Below are 18,309 nucleotides of genomic sequence, written 5' to 3'. Positions count from 1 at the left end.
CATGGGAGACGGCAGTGAGCCGAGGGCTTCCGGCCGGGGCCGTGATGGGTCAGCCGGTGGGCAGGCCCAGGCCGTAGTACCTGACGTGGTAGGCGTCCACGTACTCGGCCTCGCCCCCGACGATCAGGCCGGTCGGCTCCCCGACTCCGACCGCCCTGGCCGTCGCCACGAGCATCTCCGCGAGGGCGCGGCCCTTGGGCTCGCCGGGGCCTCCGGCGTGCACGCGCCACACCGGGTCGTCGTCCCTCCAGACCGAGGCCGTGCCCGGGTGTTCGGCGACGGTGCCCCAGCCGAGCGCGGCCGCGTCGACGCCGTCCGGGACAAAACAGCCGATCGAGAGCCCGTCGCTGTCGCACGTCACGTCGAAGAGCAGGGGCGCTCCCTCGCTGGTCCTCCCGTAGAACGGCATCCCGAACCCGATGCCGAGGGCGACGGCCTCCGCAGGCAGGGTTTCCAGGAAGTCGCCCAGCGACCGGGTGACGGTCTCCCAGCTGCGGGCTCGCCAGCCACCGGGGAATCCGAGACCGGCGTTGGCGGGGTCGTTGCTGCTGCCGAAGAAGCCGCTGATCGCGTGTTCCTCGCCGCTGCCCTGCCGCCAGAACCAGTTCTCGGCCGGGTCGGTGGGTTGCAGGACCAGCTCGGGCCCCGACTTCCCGGCACGCAGTTCGAGCGTGTTCGGCATGCCCCGCCAGCGCACGAAGGGCGCGCCCCACAGGGGGCCGCTGTCGTAGAAGGGGCCCATGTCGCCGTGCGAGCCCAGCACCGAGGGGCGGCCCAGAGCCGACGTCAGTTCCTCACGCGCTGCCCGGAAGGCGGCGGCCTGCGCGGCGGCGTCGGGTGCGGCGGTCGCCACCGGCACCGAGAGCTCGACGTACGACTCGCCGCCGACGTACCGCTGCTCGTAGGTGCCGACGGGACGGAGCCGGGCGTCGCCCGAGGAATGGCCGGTGACGAGGACGGGCCGGTCCGCGCTGCCCCCCTGCTCCCAACCGAGCCCCCGCGAGAGGGCCTCGACGACGTCCGGCCTCCACCCACCGGTGTCCACGGCGAGAAGCCGCCTGGCGAGATCCGGGAGTGCGGGCAGGTCGGTGATCGGTGCTTCAGCCAACGGCTGGTCAGTGCTGCCCCGTTGTTCGTTCATGCGCTCATCGTGCCGCAGTTCCCTCAGCCGATGTCCAGCGCGGTCCACTCCGGCAGCTGGATCTCCGCACGCACGGTCTTGCCGGGCGGTTCGCGATCGATCACCTCCCAGCGGTCGGCGAGGGCGTCGACCAGGACGAACCCCCGGCCGTGCTCGTCGAAGGGCCGAGGCGGGCGTACGGCACCCGGGGCGGGCGGATACGGGGGCCCACTGCGGGTGTCGGTCACCTCCACCCGGACGCTGCCCGTGACGATCGCCAGCCGCAGTTCGAAGTCCCGGCCCGGAACGCGCCCGTGCGTCACGGCGTTGGCCGCCAACTCGGCCACGATCGCCCCGGCCGCGCAGGAGACGTCCGAGCCGTAGGGGATGCCCCAGGAGTGCAACTGGTTCAGCGTGAGGTTGCGGGCGAGGCGGGCACCGCGCGGGGTGGAGCTGAGGCGCTGCCTGAACACACGTACGGTAACCGGGTTCTGGGAGGTGGACTGTGGCGTCATGCCCCCAATCTGGCGGCCTAGAAGGGCGATTCTCCAGGCTGCCGCCGCGTACGCCGCGACAGCGTACGCGGTGACCGACTGGACAGTACCGGTGACTACGCGTGACGATCTCTCCGGGAGGTGACCGACGGTGGTCGATGGCGTGGTGGGGACGGGCACGGGTGGCGAGCCGGAGTCGTCCGACAGTCTGCGGACGTTCGGAGCGGTGGTCCAGGGCTTGCGTGAGCACGCGGGGCTGAGCCGGGAGGAGTTCGGGGAGCTGGTGCGGTTCTCCAAACACACGGTGGCTTCGGTGGAGTTGGGAAGAAGGATGCCGGACGCGGAATTCGTGCAGCGGGCGGAGGAGGTGTTCGGAAGAACGGGGGCGTTGCGGAGGGCGGCGGGTTGCCTGGAGCGACAGCCGGGGCTGGCGGCGTGGTTTCGGCGGTGGGCTGCGCTGGAACAGGCGGCGATCACGTTGTACACGTACGAGTGCCGCATGGTCCCAGGCCTGTTGCAGACCGAGGCATACGCGCGAGCGCTCTTCGCCAATCAGTTGCCGCCGCTGGACGACGGACAGATCGAGGAACGGTGGGCCGCTCGGGCCGAGCGGCAGAAGCTGCTGAAGGGGCGACCGAACACCGCGTTCAGCTTCATCCTGGAGGAGCACCTGTTCCTGCGAGGCCTGGGTGGGGCTGGAGTCACCCTGGAGCTCGTCGATCATCTGCGGGAGATCGCGGAACTGCGGAACGTCGAGGTCCAGATCATGCCGGTGGCGCAAGGGGCACACGCAGGGCTGGCGGGTCCCATGCAGTTGCTGGAAACACCCGAGAACCGGTGGCTCGCCTACAACGAAGGCCAGCGTGGAGGTCAGTTCATCTCTGACCCGAAAGAGATCAGCGTGCTTCACAGGCGGTATGCCAGGATGCGTTCGCAGGCTCTCTCCCTCGAAGACTCCTCGAGCCTGTTGCAGCGGATGCGAGGAAACCTATGAGCACCGTCGAACTGGCCTGGTTCACGTCCAGCTACAGCAGCAGTGGCGACGGCGATTGCGTCGAAGTAGCCGTAACCCCTCACCTCGACACCGTCCACATCCGGGACTCCAAGAACCGGCGGGGCCCCACCCTCCGTCTCTCCCCCACCGCCTGGACCGCCTTCCTCACGCACGCCGCTCGGTGACCGCCGGGGCCCGTCGGCGCGCTGCCGACGAACGTGCCCCGTGCCTCACCGTCGCCCGCCGAACTCCCAGTCATGCACCTCGATCGCGGCGTACCGCTGCGCTGTCAGCACCGCACGCGCCGCCTCCGCATCCGCGGCCCGCACCAGTGCCGCCGTGCCCACCCACACGGCACCGTCGTCGGACAGCAGCGGCCCGTAGGCGATCAGTTCGTCCTGCCGGGCGCCCGGCACGTCGAGGTCGGCGCCGTCCCCAGAGCCGAGCCCGAGAACGAGGTACCGCTTCCCGCCCGTCCGGCCACCGGGGAACTCCCACATGGTGCGGCGCAGCAGGTTCCGCCACCGTCGCACCAACACGTCCCGGTACGCACCGGCCTGGTAGTTGGGCTCCTCGAAGGCGAACGCCCGCGCGGCGGCGGCATCCGGCAGGTCGACGATGTGCACACTGCCGGTGGGCGTCTCCCCGTCCTCGGCGAAGGTCGGGCCCCGGGCGATCAACTCGGCCTCGTAGCCGTCCATGTAGGCCCAGTGCGCCTCCCCCAGCTCCTCCCGCAGCGGCAGGGAGCCGGGCCGGTCACGGTGGTAGCAGAAGAATTCCATGGCTCATCCAACCTCAGTGGCTACTCTCGTCTCTCCCACCGTCGTGACCACAGGAGAGCAGACCGTGCGCAGCGCCGCCGTAACGCCCGAGGGCGACCAGATCCGCTGGGTCGAACTGCCGGGGCAGGAGCCGCCGCGCGTCTATCTGCACGGGCTGGGCGCCACCTCGCCCGCCTACTTCACCGAGGTCGCGGTCCATCCGCTGCTCGCCGGGCATCGGTCGCTGCTGGTCGACCTGCTGGGTCACGGCCTCAGCGACCGTCCCACGGCCTTCGGCTACACCCTCGAATCGCACGCCGACGCGCTGGCCGGCGCCCTGTCCGCCGCCGGCGTGTCCGGTGCCGAGGTGATCGCGCACAGCATGGGCGGCTCGGTGGCGATCGTCCTGGCGGCCCGCCATCCCCGGTTGGTGTCCCGGCTGGTGCTCATCGACGCCAACCTCGACCCGATTCCGCGTACGCCCGGCTCCTTGGGCAGCAGCGGCATCGCCGCCTACTCCGAGGAGGAGTTCGTCACCGGCGGGGGGTGGGAGGAGGTGCGTGACCGGGTCGGCGCGCACTGGTGGTCCACGATGCGTCTGGCCGGACGCGAGGCCCTGCACCGCAGCGCGTTCCATCTGACGCGCGGCACCGTACCCACGATGCGGGAGCTGTTGCTGGACCTGAGGATTCCGCGCACCTTCCTGCTCCCCGAGGCGGACGGGCCGCTCCCCGGCTCCGGCGCCCTCGGCGAGGCGGGCGTGTCCGTCGTCGCGATTCCCGACTGCGGTCACAACATCATGCTGGACAACCCGGAGGCGTTCGTGCGGGCCACCGCCGCTGCGCTGACGCCCCGGGGCTGACCCGCGTGCGAGAGGGGCGGCTCGTCGGCGTGGTGAAGCCGCCCCCCGTCACACCGTCACGACTTCTTCGGGCACTCCTTCCACGCCAGGTGGTACACCGTGCTGATGTCCCCGTCCGTGGAGTCCATCGTCATGAAGCTGACCTTGTCGGCCGACTGGGAGCCGGCGTTGACGCGGAGCTCGGTGTTGATGTTGAAGTTGCGCTGGACTCCGCAGGGTGCGTAGACCAGCTGGGCCCAGTCGGTCTCGTCGGTGGCCTGCCAGTTGTCGTTGAGGGGGCCGCTGAAGGGGTGGTTCCTGTACACCGTGCTGGGTGAGCCCTGGAAGTAGTACGAGGCCCGCTGCGTGGCGCTCGCGCCGCGCTGGAGAGAGGCGAATCCACGGTAGTCCGCGCTCGCGATGGCGTAGGTGAAGCCGCCGGGGACGTGAACCTTGAGGTTGAGCTGGCAGTTCCTGCGGAACGCGGTCGGGTCGGAGTTTCCGCCGGCCTGGGCCAGATAGTCGCTGTAGGTCACCGTGAAGGCGGTGTTGTCCTCGGAGACGGCGACCGCTGCCGTGCCCTGCGGGCAGCCGGAGCCGTTCACCGTGGCGACCTGGATGATGATCTTGTCCGGGGGCGGGTCGTCGAACCCTCCGGAGGACGGGGTTTGTGCGGGAAGTGCGCTGGTGAGGAGCGCGGCTACCGCACCGCTCAGGAGCAGGCCACCGGCCATGGTTCTCCCATCCGTACGTGGGGGGTGGATCGTGACAGTGGTTGAACAAGTGATTGAACATGCACATGTCAAAATGACAGGCGCACGCGCCCCCGACCTGTGACCATTCCATGAAGGGGATGTGAAGAGCGGGAGCGGTCGCATCGTACGCAGCACGGCAGGGGTGGGCCAGGTCGCTCTCCGGCCATTCACACTGGCGGGAATTCAACAGGGACACCGGCAGGCGCATAGGGTGCGTTGCACCAGTGCGTCAGACCGAGGACATCCCGAGGACGGAATGAGGATCACGCACAGCGCCGCGCACGGCCGCAGCCCCTCAGGGGTTCTCCCAGGCCGCCGGTTCCGCCGCCAGCCGCTCCACCGGCTCCGGCAGCGCCCCCGCCGCGAGGTCGGCGATCGTCACGCCCTCCAGGATCCTGCGCACATTGGCCCGCAGGGCGATCCACAGCGGCAGCAGCGGCTCGGCGGTGCCGGAGTAGGCGAGACCGGTCGGCCGTTCACCGCGTACCGAGACGATCGGCCCGTCAACGGCCCGGATCACGTCCGCGACCGTGATCTGCGCGGCCTCCCGGGCCAGCCGGTAGCCGCCGCCCCCGCCGCGCCGGCTGTCGACGACCCCGCCGCGCCGCAGGTCCCCGAGGATCCCCTCCAGGAACTTGTGGGGGATGTCCTGCGCGGTGGCGACGACCTCCGCCTTGACCGGCCCCTCCCCCTGCCGGACGGCCAGCTCCACGACCGCTCGTACCGCGTAGTCCGCTCGTGCCGAGATCCTCATAGGACCATTGTCGCCGTGACCCTGTAGACATTGAGCACACGCACCACGGATCGCATGCACGTATCGCATGGCACAACAGGAGGCGCTCCCTTGGAGCTCAGCAGGCGTACCTTCCACGCTCTGGCCGGCACGGCGGCGCTCGGCTTCGCGCTGACCGGCAGCGGGTCGCCGACCTCCGCCAACCCGGCACGCACCGCGCCCACCGGCCCGCCGCCCCCGGTGCCGAGCGCGGACGGCAGACCGCACGAGATCGGCTTCGACCACTACTCGCTGCTGGTCGACGGCCGCCGCCTGGTGCTCTGGTCGGGCGAGATGCACCCCTTCCGGCTGCCGAGCCCGTCGCTGTGGCGGGACATGCTGGAGAAGATGCGGGCCCACGGCTACAACGCCGTCAGCGCGTACGTCGCCTGGAACCACCACTCCCCCGCCCCCGGCCGCTACGACTTCACCGGCGTGCGCGACCTGGACCTGTTCCTGCGGACGGCCGCCGAGGTGGGGCTGTACGTGATCCTGCGGCCCGGGCCCTACATCAACGCGGAGGTCGACGCGGGCGGCTTCCCCGGCTGGCTGACCGCCACCGAGGGCCGGGCCCGGACCTCCGACCCGACCTATCTGCGCTACGTCGACGAGTGGCTGACGGCCGTCAACGCCATCGTCGCGGGGCGCCTGTTCACCCGCGGCACGGGCACCGTCCTGCTCTACCAGATCGAGAACGAGTACGACGTGTACGCCGACGAGCCGTCCGGGCGCGCCTACATGTCGTACCTGTACGAGAAGGTCCGCGCCGACGGCATCGACGTACCGCTGTTCCACAACGACAAGGGGCCGGGCGGGCACTGGACCCCGGGGTCGTTCGGCACCGGCGGGGAGAAGGGTCGCTGGCTCTACGGGTTCGACGCGTACCCGGAGCCGGACCAGGAGCCGTCCGACTGGGGGCTGTTCGGAGCCGGCGGGGCGAAGGGCGGGGCGTCGGCCAGTCCGAGGACGCCCGGGTTCGTGCCCGAGTTCGGCGGGGGCTGGTTCGACCCGTGGGGCGGTTCGGCGTTCGACGGCAAGGGATACGCCGAGGCGCGCCGGACCCGGGACGCGGCGTACGAGCGGCGCTTCCACCTCACCAGCCTCGCCAACGGCATCACCCTGCACAACGTCTACATGACGTTCGGCGGCACCTCCTGGGGCTGGCTGCCCGCGCCGGTCGTCTACACCTCCTACGACTACGGCGCCGCCTTCGACGAGGCCCGCAACGCCACCCCGAAGCTCGCGCCGATGCACCAGACCGGGCAGTTGCTGCGGTTCGTGCCCGACCTGGCCAAGCTGCGCCGGGCGAAGACCGTGCGGGCCACCGACGAGCGGATCAAGGTCTACCACCTGACCAACCCCGACACCGGGGCCCACTTCTACGTCCTGCGCAACGACACCGGCGAGGCCGTCTCCGTGACGCTGCCGGACGCCGGGATCGGTGTGCCGGTCATGGTCCCCGCACGGGACGCCAAGCTGATCGCCGCCGATCTGAGGCTCGGGAAGCGGACGCTGGTGCACTCCACCGTGCAGCCGATGCTGAGCCTGACCGGGGGACGGCAGGACATCGCCGTGTTCGCGGGCCGGCGGGGCGATCTCGCGCAGGTCGTGCTGGAGTGCGTCGACGAGCCGACTCCGATGCGGCTGGACGCGGAGCCCGCCTGGTCCTGGAACCTCAACAAGCTGAACATCACCGCCCCGCTCGGCGCCGGCGGGCTGAGCCGGGTGCGGGTCGAGGGCGACGGGGTGGACCAGCCGATGCTGGTGCTGTTCGCGGACGACGCCACCGCGCTGCGGCTGTGGCCCTACGAGACGCCGTCCGGCCCACTCCTCGTCTACGGCCCCGCCCTGCTGCGCTCCGCGGAGCTGCGCGACTCCACGGTCCACCTCACCGGCGACACCATCGGGCAGACCGGTCTGGAGGTGTGGGGGCCGCGCGGGATCACCCACGTCACCTGGAACGGGCGCCCGGTCGCGACCCGGATCAGCGCCTCGGGCAGCCTGCTGGCGCTGCGGCCGCTGCCCGGGGTGACCCGGCCGGCGCTGCCCGCCCTGGAGGGCTGGCGGCGCCGGGCCGGGAACCCCGAGTCCGAGCCGGACTTCGACGACGCGGACTGGACGACGGCCGACAAGGAGACGACGTTCAGCACCACGCCCGTGCCGGACGGGCGGCCCGTCCTGTTCGCGGACGACTACGGCTTCCACTACGGCGACGTCTGGTACCGGGGCGAGTGGACCGGCGCGCCCGGCGTCGAGTCCGTCTCCCTCGCCTACAGCACGGGCACGCAGGGCCTGCTGATGGCCTGGCTGGACGGCGAGCCGCTGGGCACGCACCGTATGCCGGTCCCGGACAAGGAGCGGGCGCGGCAGGGGACGTGGACCGCGAAGGCCGCCTTCGACCTGCCCCAGGAGCTGCGCGAGAGGTTCCGCGAGGAGCGGGAGAAGCAGCGGGAGCAGGGTGAGAAGGGTGCGAAGGGTGAGCGGCATGTGCTGTCGGTGCTCGTGCGGCCGATGGGGCACGATCTGGACGGCGAGGCCCGCGACACGCACAAGGCCGCGCGGGGTCTGACCGCCGTCACCTTCGAGGGCGGTTCCCCCGAGGTGACGTGGCGGATCCAGGGCGCCGCCACGCCCGATCCGGTGCGCGGGCCGATGAACACCGGTGGGCTGCACGGGGAGCGCGAGGGCTGGCATCTGCCCGAGTTCGACGACGGGGACTGGAAGGACACCGAACTCCCCCGGTCCGAGCGGCGGCAGGGCGTCACCTGGTACCGGACGGACTTCCGGCTGGACGTCCCAGCGGGGGTCGACGCCTCGGTCGGGCTCGTCCTCGACGACGACCCGGGCCGGGCCTATCGCGTGCAGGTCTTCCTCAACGGCTGGAACATGGGCCAGTACATCAACGACGTGGGCCCGCAGCACACCTTCGTGCTGCCCAACGGGGTCCTGCGCACACGGGGTGCCAACACACTGGCGCTGGCGGTGTTGTCCGACGGGACCACACCGGCCGGGCCCGGAGAGGTGCGGCTGACGCTGCTGGGCGCGGCGGCCGGAGGCGTGCCGGTGAAGCCGGTGTGACCGGATCGGGCCGTCCGCGCGCCTTGCCTTCTTCGCCGGGCTGGTTCACCGTGTTGTGCCTTCGGGCCGCGACAGGGAGGGGACTTCTGTGCGAAGACGGCGATTCATCGGCGGATTAGCCGGTGCGGGGGCGGGTCTGGGACTTGCCCCGGTGGGCACCGGGCGGGCCGTGGCGGTGCCGGCCCGGGCCGCCGGGGCGCCCCGGGAGTGGCAGGCCGTGCCGGTGCCGGACGGCGCACCGGCCGCCCAGCTGCGGGACGTCGCCGCCGCGGGGCCCGGTCTGGCGTGGGCGGTGGGCGAGGAGGGCCGCGGCGCAGGCGCCCTCGGCTCGCCCCTGGCTCTGGTGTGGGACGGCACGGCATGGGCCCGCACGGACCTCGCCCACCTGGGCTTCCGTGGCTATCTGCACTCCGTCGCCGCGACGTGCGCCCGCTCGGCGTGGGCGATCGGCACCGACACCTCCGGTCTCACGCATCTGCTCGCGTGGGACGGCGGAACCTGGCGGGAGTCCGACTTCCCCGACCGAGGCGGGTCCGGCACCTCCCTCACCGGCGTCGCGGTCGACCCGGGCGGCGGATCCTGGTTCTCCGGGCGCACCTCCGACGGCCGATTGCTCCTGCACCACGAGCGGGGCGTCTGGACCTGGCTCCCCGCACCGCCGAGCGCGCCCACGGTCACGCCCTCGGGTGTCCGGCTCACCCCGCGCGGCGACGTCTGGCTGTACGGCGTCGGCATCGTGGCCCGCTGGAACGGCTCGGCCTGGACCGAGCTGCCCGGCTACCGGGGCCTGCGCGCGAGCATCACGGGGCTGTTGCCGGTCGCCGACGACGACCTGTGGCTCGTCGGCCACGACTACGGTGCGGGCGGCCCGGTCGGCAAGCCCCCGGGCGTGCTGCTCCTGCACGGCGACGGCAGCACCTGGCGGGGCGTGAGCGGGCCGTTCGGTGTCGGCATGCTGAGCGGGATCACCGCCGACGCGCGGGGGCGGCCCGACCGGATCGCAGGCTGGGACTTCTGGGACCAGACCCGGGCCCACTACCTGCGCTGGGACGGCACGGCCTGGGTGAGCGAGCGGGGGCCCGTGGCCACGACCCCCGTCGTCATGAACGCCCTGGCGAAGGTGCCGCGTTCGGGCGGCTACTGGGCGGTCGGGACGACCGCGACCTCGGTGTCGTCGGCCGCCCTGCCACGGGTCGAGCGCTGACCGGGGCCGTCACGCCAGCCGGATCACGTTCCAGGACAGCGGCTCCAGGACGGCGCTGAGCGTGCCGTCCCGGAGGGCCGTGCCGTCGGCCGGGTGCGGGGCGACCCGCTCGGGGTCGTCGAGGGTGTTGCGGGCGTCGGGGTCGGCGTCGGCGAGGACGCTGTGCTCGACGACGTCCGTCAGCTCCAGTCCGTTCAGCGCGACCTCGATCGGCAGCGCCTCGGTGCGGCTGCGGTTGACCGCGAACACCGTGACCGAGCCGTCCTCGGCGCGGACCGCGGTGGCGTGCAGCAGGTCGGCCTCGCCGTACTTCCGCGTCTCGTACGTCGGCGAGTCGACCCGGACGTCGAGGACCTCGCCGCGGCCGTACCGGGAGGCCTGGGCGAAGGGGAAGAACGTCGTCTGGCGCCAGGCCGGGCCGCCGGGCTCGGTCATGATCGGGGCGATGACGTTGACGAGCTGGGCGAGGCAGGCGACCGTGACGCGGTCGGCGTGCCGGAGGAGGGCGATGAGGAGCGAGCCGAAGACGACCGCGTCCATGACGCTGTAGTTGTCCTCCAGCAGGCGGGGGGCCTCCGCCCAGTCCCGCGCGCCGGAGTTCTCGATCTCGTGCCACTGCGAGATGTACCAGACGTTCCACTCGTCGAAGGAGAGGTTGATCTTCTTCTTGGACTTCAGCTTCGCGCCGATGTGGTCGGCGGTGGCGACCACGTTCTCGATGAAGGACTCCATGTCGACGGCGGAGGCCAGGAAGGAGTCGACGTCGCCGTTCTCGGGCTGGTAGTAGGCGTGCAGGGAGATGTGGTCGACGAGGTCGTACGTCTCCTCCAGGACCGTCGCCTCCCAGGCGGCGAAGGTCGGCATGGACTGGCTGGAGGAGCCGCAGGCGACGAGTTCGACGCCGGGGTCGATCTGGCGCATCGCGCGGGCCGTCTCGGCGGCGATCCGGCCGTACTCCGTCGCCGTCTTGTGGCCGGTCTGCCAGGGGCCGTCCATCTCGTTGCCCAGGCACCACAGCTTGATGCCGAAGGGGTCCTTGTCGCCGTGGGAGACGCGCAGGTCGGAGAGCGCGGTGCCCTCCGGGTGGTTGGCGTACTCCTGGAGTTCGAGGGCCTCGGCGACGCCGCGGGTGCCGAGGTTGAGGGCCATCATGGGCTCGGCCTGGGGGCCGACCTTCCTCAGGAAGGCGATGTACTCGGACAGGCCGAAGCGGTTGGTCTCGGTGGAGCGCCAGGCCAGGTCGAGGCGGCGGGGGCGGTCCTCGACGGGGCCGACGGAGTCCTCCCACTTGTAGCCGGAGACGAAGTTGCCGCCGGGGTAGCGGATGGCGGTGACGCCGAGTTCCCTGACGAGGTCCAGGACGTCCTGGCGGATGCCTTCGGCGTCCGCGGTGGGGTGGCCGGGTTCGAAGATGCCGGTGTAGACGCAGCGGCCGAGGTGTTCCACGAAGCTGCCGAAGAGGCGAGGGTTGACCTCGCCGACCGTGAAAGCGGGGTCGAGGGTGAAGCGGGCGGTGTGCATGTGCGCCTTTCGGGGTGGGTGGTTCTGTTCTGTGGCGGCTGCGGGTGGTGCGTGGCTTGTCGCGCCCACGCGGCGGAGCCGCACATCGAGCACAGCCCCGCGCCCCTTTCGGGGCCGTTACTGCCCTGCCAAGCCGGTGTGGGCCACACCCGCCACGATCTGCCTCTGGAAGAACACGAAGACGATGATCAGGGGCAGGCCCGCCATCAGGCCGCCGGCCATGAGCTGGGCCCACTGGATGCCGTAGGAGTTCATGACGGTCGCGATGCCGTTCGGCATGGTCATCAGGTCGGGGTTGTTGGTCACCATGTAGGGCCAGAGGAAGTTGTTCCACGACGCGATGAAGGTGAAGATGCCGACCGCGGCGAGGGAGGGGCGGGAGAGCGGGAGGACGATGGTGAAGAAGACCCGCCAGCGGCCCGCGCCGTCGATGAACGCGGCCTCCTCCAGTTCGCGCGGGATGCCCTGGAAGAACTTGTAGAGGATGTAGACCATCGCGGCGGGCGCGCACTGCGGCAGGATCATGCCCCAGTACGTGTCGACCATCCCCATCTGCTGGACCGTGGTGAACAGCGGCACGCCGAGGACGGCGGGCGAGATCATCAGGCCCGCCATGACCAGGCCCATCAGGACGTTCCTGCCGCGGAACTCGGTGCGGGCGAAGCCGTAGCCGGCGAGGGCGCTGACGAGGAGCACCACGGACGTCACACAGACCGAGACGACCAGGGAGTTCACGAACCAGTTGGTGATGTTGCCGGACTCGAACAGGGCCTTCCAGGCCTGGCCCGTCCAGTCCTTCGGGAGCCAGTGCGCCGGGACCTCCACCGCCTCGGTCTCGGACTTGAGGGAGGTGAACAGGCCCCAGGCGAAGGGGGCGAGGAAGACGACGGAGACGGCCGTGCCGAGGAGGGTGAGCAGGATCTGGCTGGGGGTCCACGCCTTGGTGGTCATCGGGCGGTCTCCTCTCGGGTGCGCAGCAGCCACATCCGCGCGAGGGCGACGGCCGCGATGATCACGAAGAAGACGACGGAGATCGCGGAGGCGTAGCCCACGCGGTAGCTGGTGAAGCCCTCTTCGAGGGTGTACTGCACGAAGGTGCGGGTCGATCCCTCGGGTCCGGGGAGGAAGTCCATCATCACCACGGCCTGGTCGAAGACCTGGAGCGAGGCGAGGACCTGGAGGGCGACGACCAGGCCGGTGATGTTGCGCAGCATCGGCAGGGTGATGTGGACCGTGCGGTGCCAGGCGTTCGCGCCGTCCAGCCGCGCGGCCTCGTAGAGGTGGTCCGGGATGCCCTGGAGGGCGGCGAGGTAGAGCAGGAAGCTGAAGCCGACGGTCCACCACAGGGTGGTGATGACGATGGCGAGCATCGCGTAGGACTTGTCGGTCAGCCAGGGCGTGTCGAGGCCGAAGACGTGGTCGATCATGCCGGTGCCGGGGTTGAACAGCCACTGCCACAGGTTGGCCGCGACGGTGGACGGCAGCAGGAACGGGGCGAAGAAGCAGAGCCGCCACAGCCACTTCCCGCGTTCGATGTGGTGGGCGAGCATCGCGAGGAGGAAGGCGAGGACGGTGATGCAGGGGACGACCAGGAGCGTGAAGTACGCGCTGTGGCCGAGGGAGTCCCACACCAGGGGGTCGTCGAGGGCCTCGCGGTAGTTGTCGAGGCCGACGAAGCTCGCGCCCTCGCCCGTGATGTTGGCGTCGGTGAAGCTGAGGTAGACGCCGCGCAGCAGCGGCCAGATCACGAACAGGGCGAAGAGGAGGAGGAACGGGGCGACGAACCAGCCGCCGTGCTGGAAGCCCTGTCCGCGGCGGAGGGTGGCGCCGCCGGTGGCGGTCCTCGCGCGTGCGGGTGCGGCGATGGGGTGGGCGCTGGTCGCCATCAGGCGGCACCTCCTTGCGCGGCGGTCTTCCCGTCCATGGGGTTCTTGGTGGCGAGGAGCTGGGTGAGTGCTCTCTTCATGCGGTTCGCCGCGGTACCGGGCTCGGCGGAGCCCATCGTGGAGGAGACGACGATCGGGCCGACGCGCTGGGCGAGGATGCCGGTGGAGCCCGCGAACCACACCTTGGGTTCGGTGGCCTGGTGGTCCATGGCGGAGACGTACTCGCTCTGCGGGTTCAGCTTCTTGTACGCCGCCGTGGACAGGGTGGGGGTGTACGCCGGGATGTGGCCGCCGGCCGCCCACTGCCGGGCGTGCCGGACGACGTAGGCGGCGAGCCGGTGGGCGGCCTCGTTGGTGGGGCCGCCGCGGTCGGACTGGTGCGGCAGGACGAAGGAGTGGGACTCGGCGTGGGTGGCCTGCCTGCCGAAGACGGGCGGCAGGGGCATCGCGCCGTAGTCGACTCCGGCTCCGGAGTAGACCGGGACGGACCAGTTGCCCTCCCAGACGAAGGGGGAGCCGTTGAGGAACTGCTCGGCGCTCGCGAGGCCGCCGAAGCCCGGGTCGGAGTATCCGTCGGTGACGTGCCGGCGCAGGAACTCCAGGACCTGGACGGCCTTGTCGGTGTCGAAGGTGACCTCGGTGTCGTCGCGGTCGAACCAGGTGCCGCCGAGCTGGGTGTAGAAGGCGACGAAGAACCACCACTGGAAGTTCTGGTCGGCGTTCCACATGCCGATGGTCTGGAGGCCCTTCTTCGTGGCCCGCTTGGCCTCCTTGAGGACGTCGAACCACTCGTCGGTGGAGGTGACGGGCACGATCCGGCCGTCGTCGCCGAGCAGCCCGGCCTTCTTCAGGACGTCCTTGCGGTAGAAGCAGAGCTGGACGTGGATGTCGAGCGGGAGGGCGTAGAGCTCGCCGTCGATGACGCCGCGTTTCCACAGGGTGGGGTTGTAGTCCTGTTCACGGACGCCGTACTCGGCGAGCAGGTCGATGTCCCAGGGGTCGAGGAGGCGGCCGGGTGCGAAGCCGGTGACGCGGCCGAGGTGCATGACGCCGAGGTCGGGGGCGCGGTTGCCCGCGGCGGCCATGGCGAGTTTGGTGTAGAAGGGGCTGCCCCACTGGAGGGTGGAGTCCTTGACGGCGATGTCCGGGTTGGCTGCCCGGAAGGCGTCCAGCATGGCGATCATGTTGGAGCCGTCGCCGCCGCTGAAGAGGTTCCAGTAGCGCACCCGGGTGTCGGCGCCGGAGGCGAGTGCGTCGGCGCCGGTGCCGAGGGCGGCGAAGCCGAAGCTGCTCGCGACGAAGAGGCCGCCGAGCCCGCCGAGGAGCTGCCTGCGGTTCAGGTCAGGTCGTCCCATGCCCTGCCCTTGCGGTCGGTGATCAGAAACCGTTCAGTATGTTCAGCATGCATACGTTCGACATTTCGGATGGCGCTCGTTACTTCGAACGGGACCGTAAGTTCGAAGCGCTTGCGCGTCAATGGTCCGACCGCATTTCGGCCGGGACCTTCCGGGCGGGAACGGTCGTTCTCGGTTGAACATCGGACGTCGGATCGCATGACGCGCACACTTTCGGGCGCGTAGTCTCGTCACGGTCGGCAGGCCGTACGCCGGCGGTGAGAAGGGGGAGCGATGGACATCGCGGGCGCGCGGACCAGGGCCGCCCGAGTCGCCGCCGCGCTGAGGCGCTCACGCAGTGGCTCCGCCATGCGCGGCCTGGCCGCCGAACTCGCCACCGCGGTCCGGGAAAGACCCCGATACCCCACCGACGTACGGTCGTTGTGCCGGGCGCTGTGCGAGGAGATGAGCACCCGGCGCGGCGGACGGCCCGTCGAGCTGCGCTTCGAGCGCTTCCCGGACGAGATCGAAGTGACCGGCCTGTGGGTGGAGTTCACGGACTTCGACCTGGTCATCGTCGAGGAACGGGCCGAGGCCGTACAGCAGTTGGTCATCCTCGGTCATGAACTGTGGCACCTGCACGCGGGGCACGGCCATCACCATGTCGTCGGCACGGCGGCGGCCCGGGCGCTGGACCACGAGCCCGGCTGGACTTCGGTGCCGCTGACCGTGGCGGCGCGGAACGGCTCGCGCCGGCGGGACGAGGCCGAGGCCGACGCGTTCGGGCACCGGCTGGCCGCCGCGTTCCGCTCGATCGCCGACGGCTCCGCCGCCGGTGGACACGAGAGGGAACCGGCCCTCGATCCCGTGCGGCGGTCGATGGGCTACCGGGGACGCGGAGACGGTGCGCGATGACCTCCGCACGGGAGGCCCTCGACTCCTTCTCCGTCTCCTTCTGGCTGCCCATCGGGGCACTGACCGTCGCCCTGGTCATCAAGCTGCCCAGCCTGGTGAAGATGTGGCGGGATCCGATGCTGCGGGCCGTCGGCGGGCTGCTGCTGTTCGCCTGCGCCGTGTTCGTCTTCGCGTCCCCCTCGGTCATCGGCTGGACCAACCGCGTCACCGGCGTGCCCAACATCGCGGCGCCGCTGGTGTACTCCCTGCTCACCGCGTTGTGCGCGTCATGGCTGCTGCTGATCGTCGCCTGGCGCAACGGCCTGTCCGACCGCTCGGCCTCGACCCGCCGCGCCGCGCGCCGGGTGGTCCTCGCCTACGCCGGTGTGGTCCTCGCCCTGTGGGTGCTCTTCTGGCTCGCGGACGTCCCCGTGGAACGCCGCCGGGACCTCGACACGTACTACGCGAACACGCCCTTCATGCGCGAGGAGATCCTGCTCTATCTGCTCGCGCACACCGTGGCCTGCTCGGTGACGGCCCGGCTGATCTGGAACTGGGTACGCACCGACGGCCTGGACGCCTGGCTGCGCTGGGGCCTGCGGTTCCTCGGTGTCGGCTACGCCACCAACCTGCTCTTCGACGCGGCCAAACTCACCGCCGTCACCGCCCGGCTGACCGGTCATGACCTGGACTGGCTCAGCACCTATCTGGCCCCGTCCGCCGCCTGTGTGTCGGCCACCTTGGTCGCGACGGGCTTCATCATCCCGCACGGCGGACAGTATCTGCACGAGCGCTGGCGCATCCGGCTCGCCCACTGGCGGCTGCGCCCCCTCTACCTCCTGCTGCGCAAGGTCAACGGCGGTGCTCCCTTCACCCCGCGCGCCACCGGCGAACTGCGCCTGATCCGCCGCGAGACCTACATCCGCGACGTGCTCCTCCAACTCGCCCGGCACCTCGACGAACAGCTGCGGGAACGGTCCTACGACGCTGCCCTGGCGCTCGGCTTCGAGCCCGGCCGGGCCAAGGCCCTGGCCGCGGCCGTGACGATCCTCGACGGTGTCGCCGCCCGGGAGCGGTCCCCGCAGAGCGACAGCGTCGCCTCCCCGTCCGGCCCCGACACCACCTATCTGCTGCAGGAGATCCAGGCCGTGTCCCTTGCCCTGCGCCACCGCCACCACATCGAGGCGGTACGCTCGCGCGCCGCCGCCCCCGGAGAGAGAACGCCCGCGCATGACTGACAGCACCACCCCCGCCAGAACCGCCGTCGTCCTGGGGGGATCCCACAGCGGCATGCTCGTGGCCCGCGCCCTGGCCGACGTCGCCGACCGGGTCGTCGTCGTCGAGCGCGACACCCTGCCCACCGCCCCCGTCCCGCGCAAGGGGCTGCCGCAGGCCCGGCACGCCCACATGCTCTGGTCGGGCGGGGTGCGCGCCATGGAGGACCTGCTGCCCGGCATCACCGGGCTGCTCCGGGAGGCCGGGGCGAACCGGCGGCCCGTCACGACCGACGTCGTCGCCCTGGGGACACGGGGCTGGTTCCGGCGCTGGGCCGAGTCCCACCACGTGATCCTGGCCGGGCGGGACCTGCTCGACGCGACGGTCCGCGCGCGGGTCCTGGCCGACGAGCGGATCGAACTCGCCGAACGGGCCGAGGCGGTGGGCCTGACCGGCTCGGGCACCGCGGTCACGGGCGTCCGGATCCGGCCGTACGACGGCCCGGAACGGGTCCTTGCGGCGGACCTGGTCGTCGACGCCTCGGGCCGGGGCTCCCAGGCCGCGCACTGGCTGACCGGCCTCGGACTGCCCCCCGTGGAGCGGCGCGAGGTGGACGCCGGCCTCGCCTACGCCAGCCGCCTCTACCTCGCACCACCCGCGGCCCGCGACGGCTTCCCCGTCGTCAACATCCAGCCGGACCGGCGCGAGGGCGGGCCCGGGCGGGCGGGCTTCCTGCTGCCCATCGAGGACGGCCGGTGGATCGTCACCCTGTGCGGCACACGCGGCGGCCGGCCGTCCCCGGAGAACGACGACTTCGTGCGCTTCGCCCGCGAGGACCTGCGCCACCCGCTCATCGGCGACCTGCTCGAACAGGCCGAGCCGCTCTCCGACGTGTCCTTCACCCGCACCACCGTAAACCGCCGGTACTTCTACGAACGCGTCCCCGCGTGGCCCTCCGGCTTCGCCGTCCTGGGCGACGCCCTCGCCGCGTTCAACCCGGTCTACGGGCACGGCCTGGCCGTCGCCGCACAGAGCGCCCTGCTCCTGCGCGACACGGTGCGGCGGCACGGCTGGGGCGCCCCCGGCCTGTCCCGGCGGATCCAGAAGGCGGTCTCCCGGCCGGTCGGCGCGGCCTGGGACCTGGCCATCGGCCAGGACGTGTTCTACCCCGGCGCGACGGAGCAGGGCCCGACACCGCGGGACCGGCTCGTGACGTCGTACGTGGACCGGCTGATGCACACGGCGACGGGCAACGGGCGGATCGCCCGCCGCGTGACGGATGTGACGTCGCTGGAGCGCGGGGCGGGGGTGCTGCTGACGCCGTCGGTGTTGCTGGCCGCGGCGGTGGGCCCGCTGAAGCCGGGCTTGAGCGGACCCCCGCTGACCCCCGGGGAACGGAAGGCGGCCGGGCTCGCCTAGGGTCTGTCGTTCGGATCAGGT

Annotated in this window: 17 protein-coding genes; 8 read left to right on the top strand and 9 right to left on the bottom strand. The window is 71.3% G+C overall.

The features are described from left to right. Positions 1–49: 49 nt before the first annotated feature. Positions 50–1,141, bottom strand: a complete 1,092-nt coding sequence (locus ACFZDE_RS08195; protein ID WP_391198445.1) for a hypothetical protein — start codon at positions 1,139–1,141, stop codon at positions 50–52. A 23-nt stretch (positions 1,142–1,164) separates the two neighbouring features. Then, positions 1,165–1,635 (bottom strand): ATP-binding protein, encoded by a 471-nt coding sequence (locus tag ACFZDE_RS08190; RefSeq protein WP_391198442.1) that lies wholly within the window; start codon positions 1,633–1,635, stop codon positions 1,165–1,167. 130 nt (positions 1,636–1,765) lie between these two features. Here ACFZDE_RS08190 and ACFZDE_RS08185 point away from each other — a divergent pair, with 130 nt between their 5' ends. Together ACFZDE_RS08185 and ACFZDE_RS08180 are read left to right on the top strand one after the other, a co-directional pair. Next, a complete protein-coding gene (locus ACFZDE_RS08185) occupies positions 1,766–2,608 on the top strand; it encodes a Scr1 family TA system antitoxin-like transcriptional regulator (RefSeq protein ID WP_391198440.1) in 843 nt (280 codons plus the stop codon). Continuing rightward, positions 2,605–2,793, top strand: coding sequence for a DUF397 domain-containing protein (locus ACFZDE_RS08180; protein ID WP_390997202.1), 189 nt, complete (start codon positions 2,605–2,607; stop codon positions 2,791–2,793). Before ACFZDE_RS08185 ends, ACFZDE_RS08180 begins: the two co-directional genes overlap by 4 nt. Before the next feature lie 45 nt (positions 2,794–2,838). Here the strand turns inward: ACFZDE_RS08180 and ACFZDE_RS08175 are convergent, their stop codons facing one another. After that, entirely contained in the window at positions 2,839–3,390 is a 552-nt protein-coding gene (locus ACFZDE_RS08175) for a YciI family protein (RefSeq protein WP_391198437.1), read from the bottom strand. A 64-nt stretch (positions 3,391–3,454) separates the two neighbouring features. Here ACFZDE_RS08175 and ACFZDE_RS08170 point away from each other — a divergent pair, with 64 nt between their 5' ends. Next, positions 3,455–4,231, top strand: coding sequence for an alpha/beta fold hydrolase (locus ACFZDE_RS08170; RefSeq protein ID WP_391198923.1), 777 nt, complete (start codon positions 3,455–3,457; stop codon positions 4,229–4,231). 56 nt (positions 4,232–4,287) lie between these two features. Here the strand turns inward: ACFZDE_RS08170 and ACFZDE_RS08165 are convergent, their stop codons facing one another. Next, positions 4,288–4,944: a DUF4360 domain-containing protein gene (locus ACFZDE_RS08165; protein ID WP_391198435.1), complete on the bottom strand. Its 657-nt coding sequence runs from the start codon at positions 4,942–4,944 to the stop codon at positions 4,288–4,290. Positions 4,945–5,260: 316 nt separating this feature from the next. Further along, a complete protein-coding gene (locus ACFZDE_RS08160; RefSeq protein WP_390997193.1) occupies positions 5,261–5,719 on the bottom strand; it encodes an Rrf2 family transcriptional regulator in 459 nt (152 codons plus the stop codon). A 90-nt stretch (positions 5,720–5,809) separates the two neighbouring features. Here ACFZDE_RS08160 and ACFZDE_RS08155 point away from each other — a divergent pair, with 90 nt between their 5' ends. Together ACFZDE_RS08155 and ACFZDE_RS08150 are read left to right on the top strand one after the other, a co-directional pair. Then, a complete protein-coding gene (locus ACFZDE_RS08155) occupies positions 5,810–8,815 on the top strand; it encodes a beta-galactosidase (RefSeq protein WP_391198432.1) in 3,006 nt (1,001 codons plus the stop codon). A gap of 151 nt (positions 8,816–8,966) precedes the next feature. After that, a complete protein-coding gene (locus ACFZDE_RS08150; RefSeq protein WP_391198429.1) occupies positions 8,967–10,019 on the top strand; it encodes a hypothetical protein in 1,053 nt (350 codons plus the stop codon). Positions 10,020–10,028: 9 nt separating this feature from the next. On the opposite strand, the gene ACFZDE_RS08145 is transcribed toward ACFZDE_RS08150, so the two are convergent. From ACFZDE_RS08145 to ACFZDE_RS08130, 4 genes are all read right to left on the bottom strand, one after another. After that, positions 10,029–11,540 (bottom strand): alpha-L-arabinofuranosidase C-terminal domain-containing protein, encoded by a 1,512-nt coding sequence (locus ACFZDE_RS08145; protein WP_391198427.1) that lies wholly within the window; start codon positions 11,538–11,540, stop codon positions 10,029–10,031. Positions 11,541–11,657: 117 nt separating this feature from the next. After that, complete coding sequence (locus ACFZDE_RS08140; RefSeq protein WP_391198425.1) at positions 11,658–12,491, bottom strand: ABC transporter permease subunit; 834 nt, start codon at positions 12,489–12,491, stop codon at positions 11,658–11,660. Then, the gene (locus tag ACFZDE_RS08135; protein WP_390997178.1) at positions 12,488–13,426 is read right to left on the bottom strand and encodes an ABC transporter permease subunit; all 939 of its coding nucleotides are present in this window, start codon (positions 13,424–13,426) and stop codon (positions 12,488–12,490) included. The genes ACFZDE_RS08140 and ACFZDE_RS08135 overlap by 4 nt, the downstream gene beginning before the upstream one ends. After that, complete coding sequence (locus ACFZDE_RS08130) at positions 13,426–14,781, bottom strand: extracellular solute-binding protein (protein ID WP_391198422.1); 1,356 nt, start codon at positions 14,779–14,781, stop codon at positions 13,426–13,428. Before ACFZDE_RS08130 ends, ACFZDE_RS08135 begins: the two co-directional genes overlap by 1 nt. A 273-nt stretch (positions 14,782–15,054) precedes the next feature. Here ACFZDE_RS08130 and ACFZDE_RS08125 point away from each other — a divergent pair, with 273 nt between their 5' ends. From ACFZDE_RS08125 to ACFZDE_RS08115, 3 genes are read left to right on the top strand one after another with little or no spacing between them, the layout of a single operon-like run. Continuing rightward, positions 15,055–15,675, top strand: coding sequence for a toxin-antitoxin system, toxin component family protein (locus ACFZDE_RS08125; protein WP_391198420.1), 621 nt, complete (start codon positions 15,055–15,057; stop codon positions 15,673–15,675). Further along, a complete protein-coding gene (locus ACFZDE_RS08120) occupies positions 15,672–16,892 on the top strand; it encodes an MAB_1171c family putative transporter (protein ID WP_391198417.1) in 1,221 nt (406 codons plus the stop codon). Before ACFZDE_RS08125 ends, ACFZDE_RS08120 begins: the two co-directional genes overlap by 4 nt. Beyond that, the gene (locus ACFZDE_RS08115) at positions 16,885–18,288 is read left to right on the top strand and encodes an NAD(P)/FAD-dependent oxidoreductase (RefSeq protein WP_391198415.1); all 1,404 of its coding nucleotides are present in this window, start codon (positions 16,885–16,887) and stop codon (positions 18,286–18,288) included. Before ACFZDE_RS08120 ends, ACFZDE_RS08115 begins: the two co-directional genes overlap by 8 nt. Positions 18,289–18,309 lie beyond the last annotated feature (21 nt).

Source organism: Streptomyces sp. NPDC007929 (assembly GCF_042959065.1).
Classification (GTDB): Bacteria; Actinomycetota; Actinomycetes; order Streptomycetales; family Streptomycetaceae; genus Streptomyces.
Note: the sequence above shows the minus strand (reverse complement) of the source record. Positions and strands in the feature narration are given on the sequence as shown.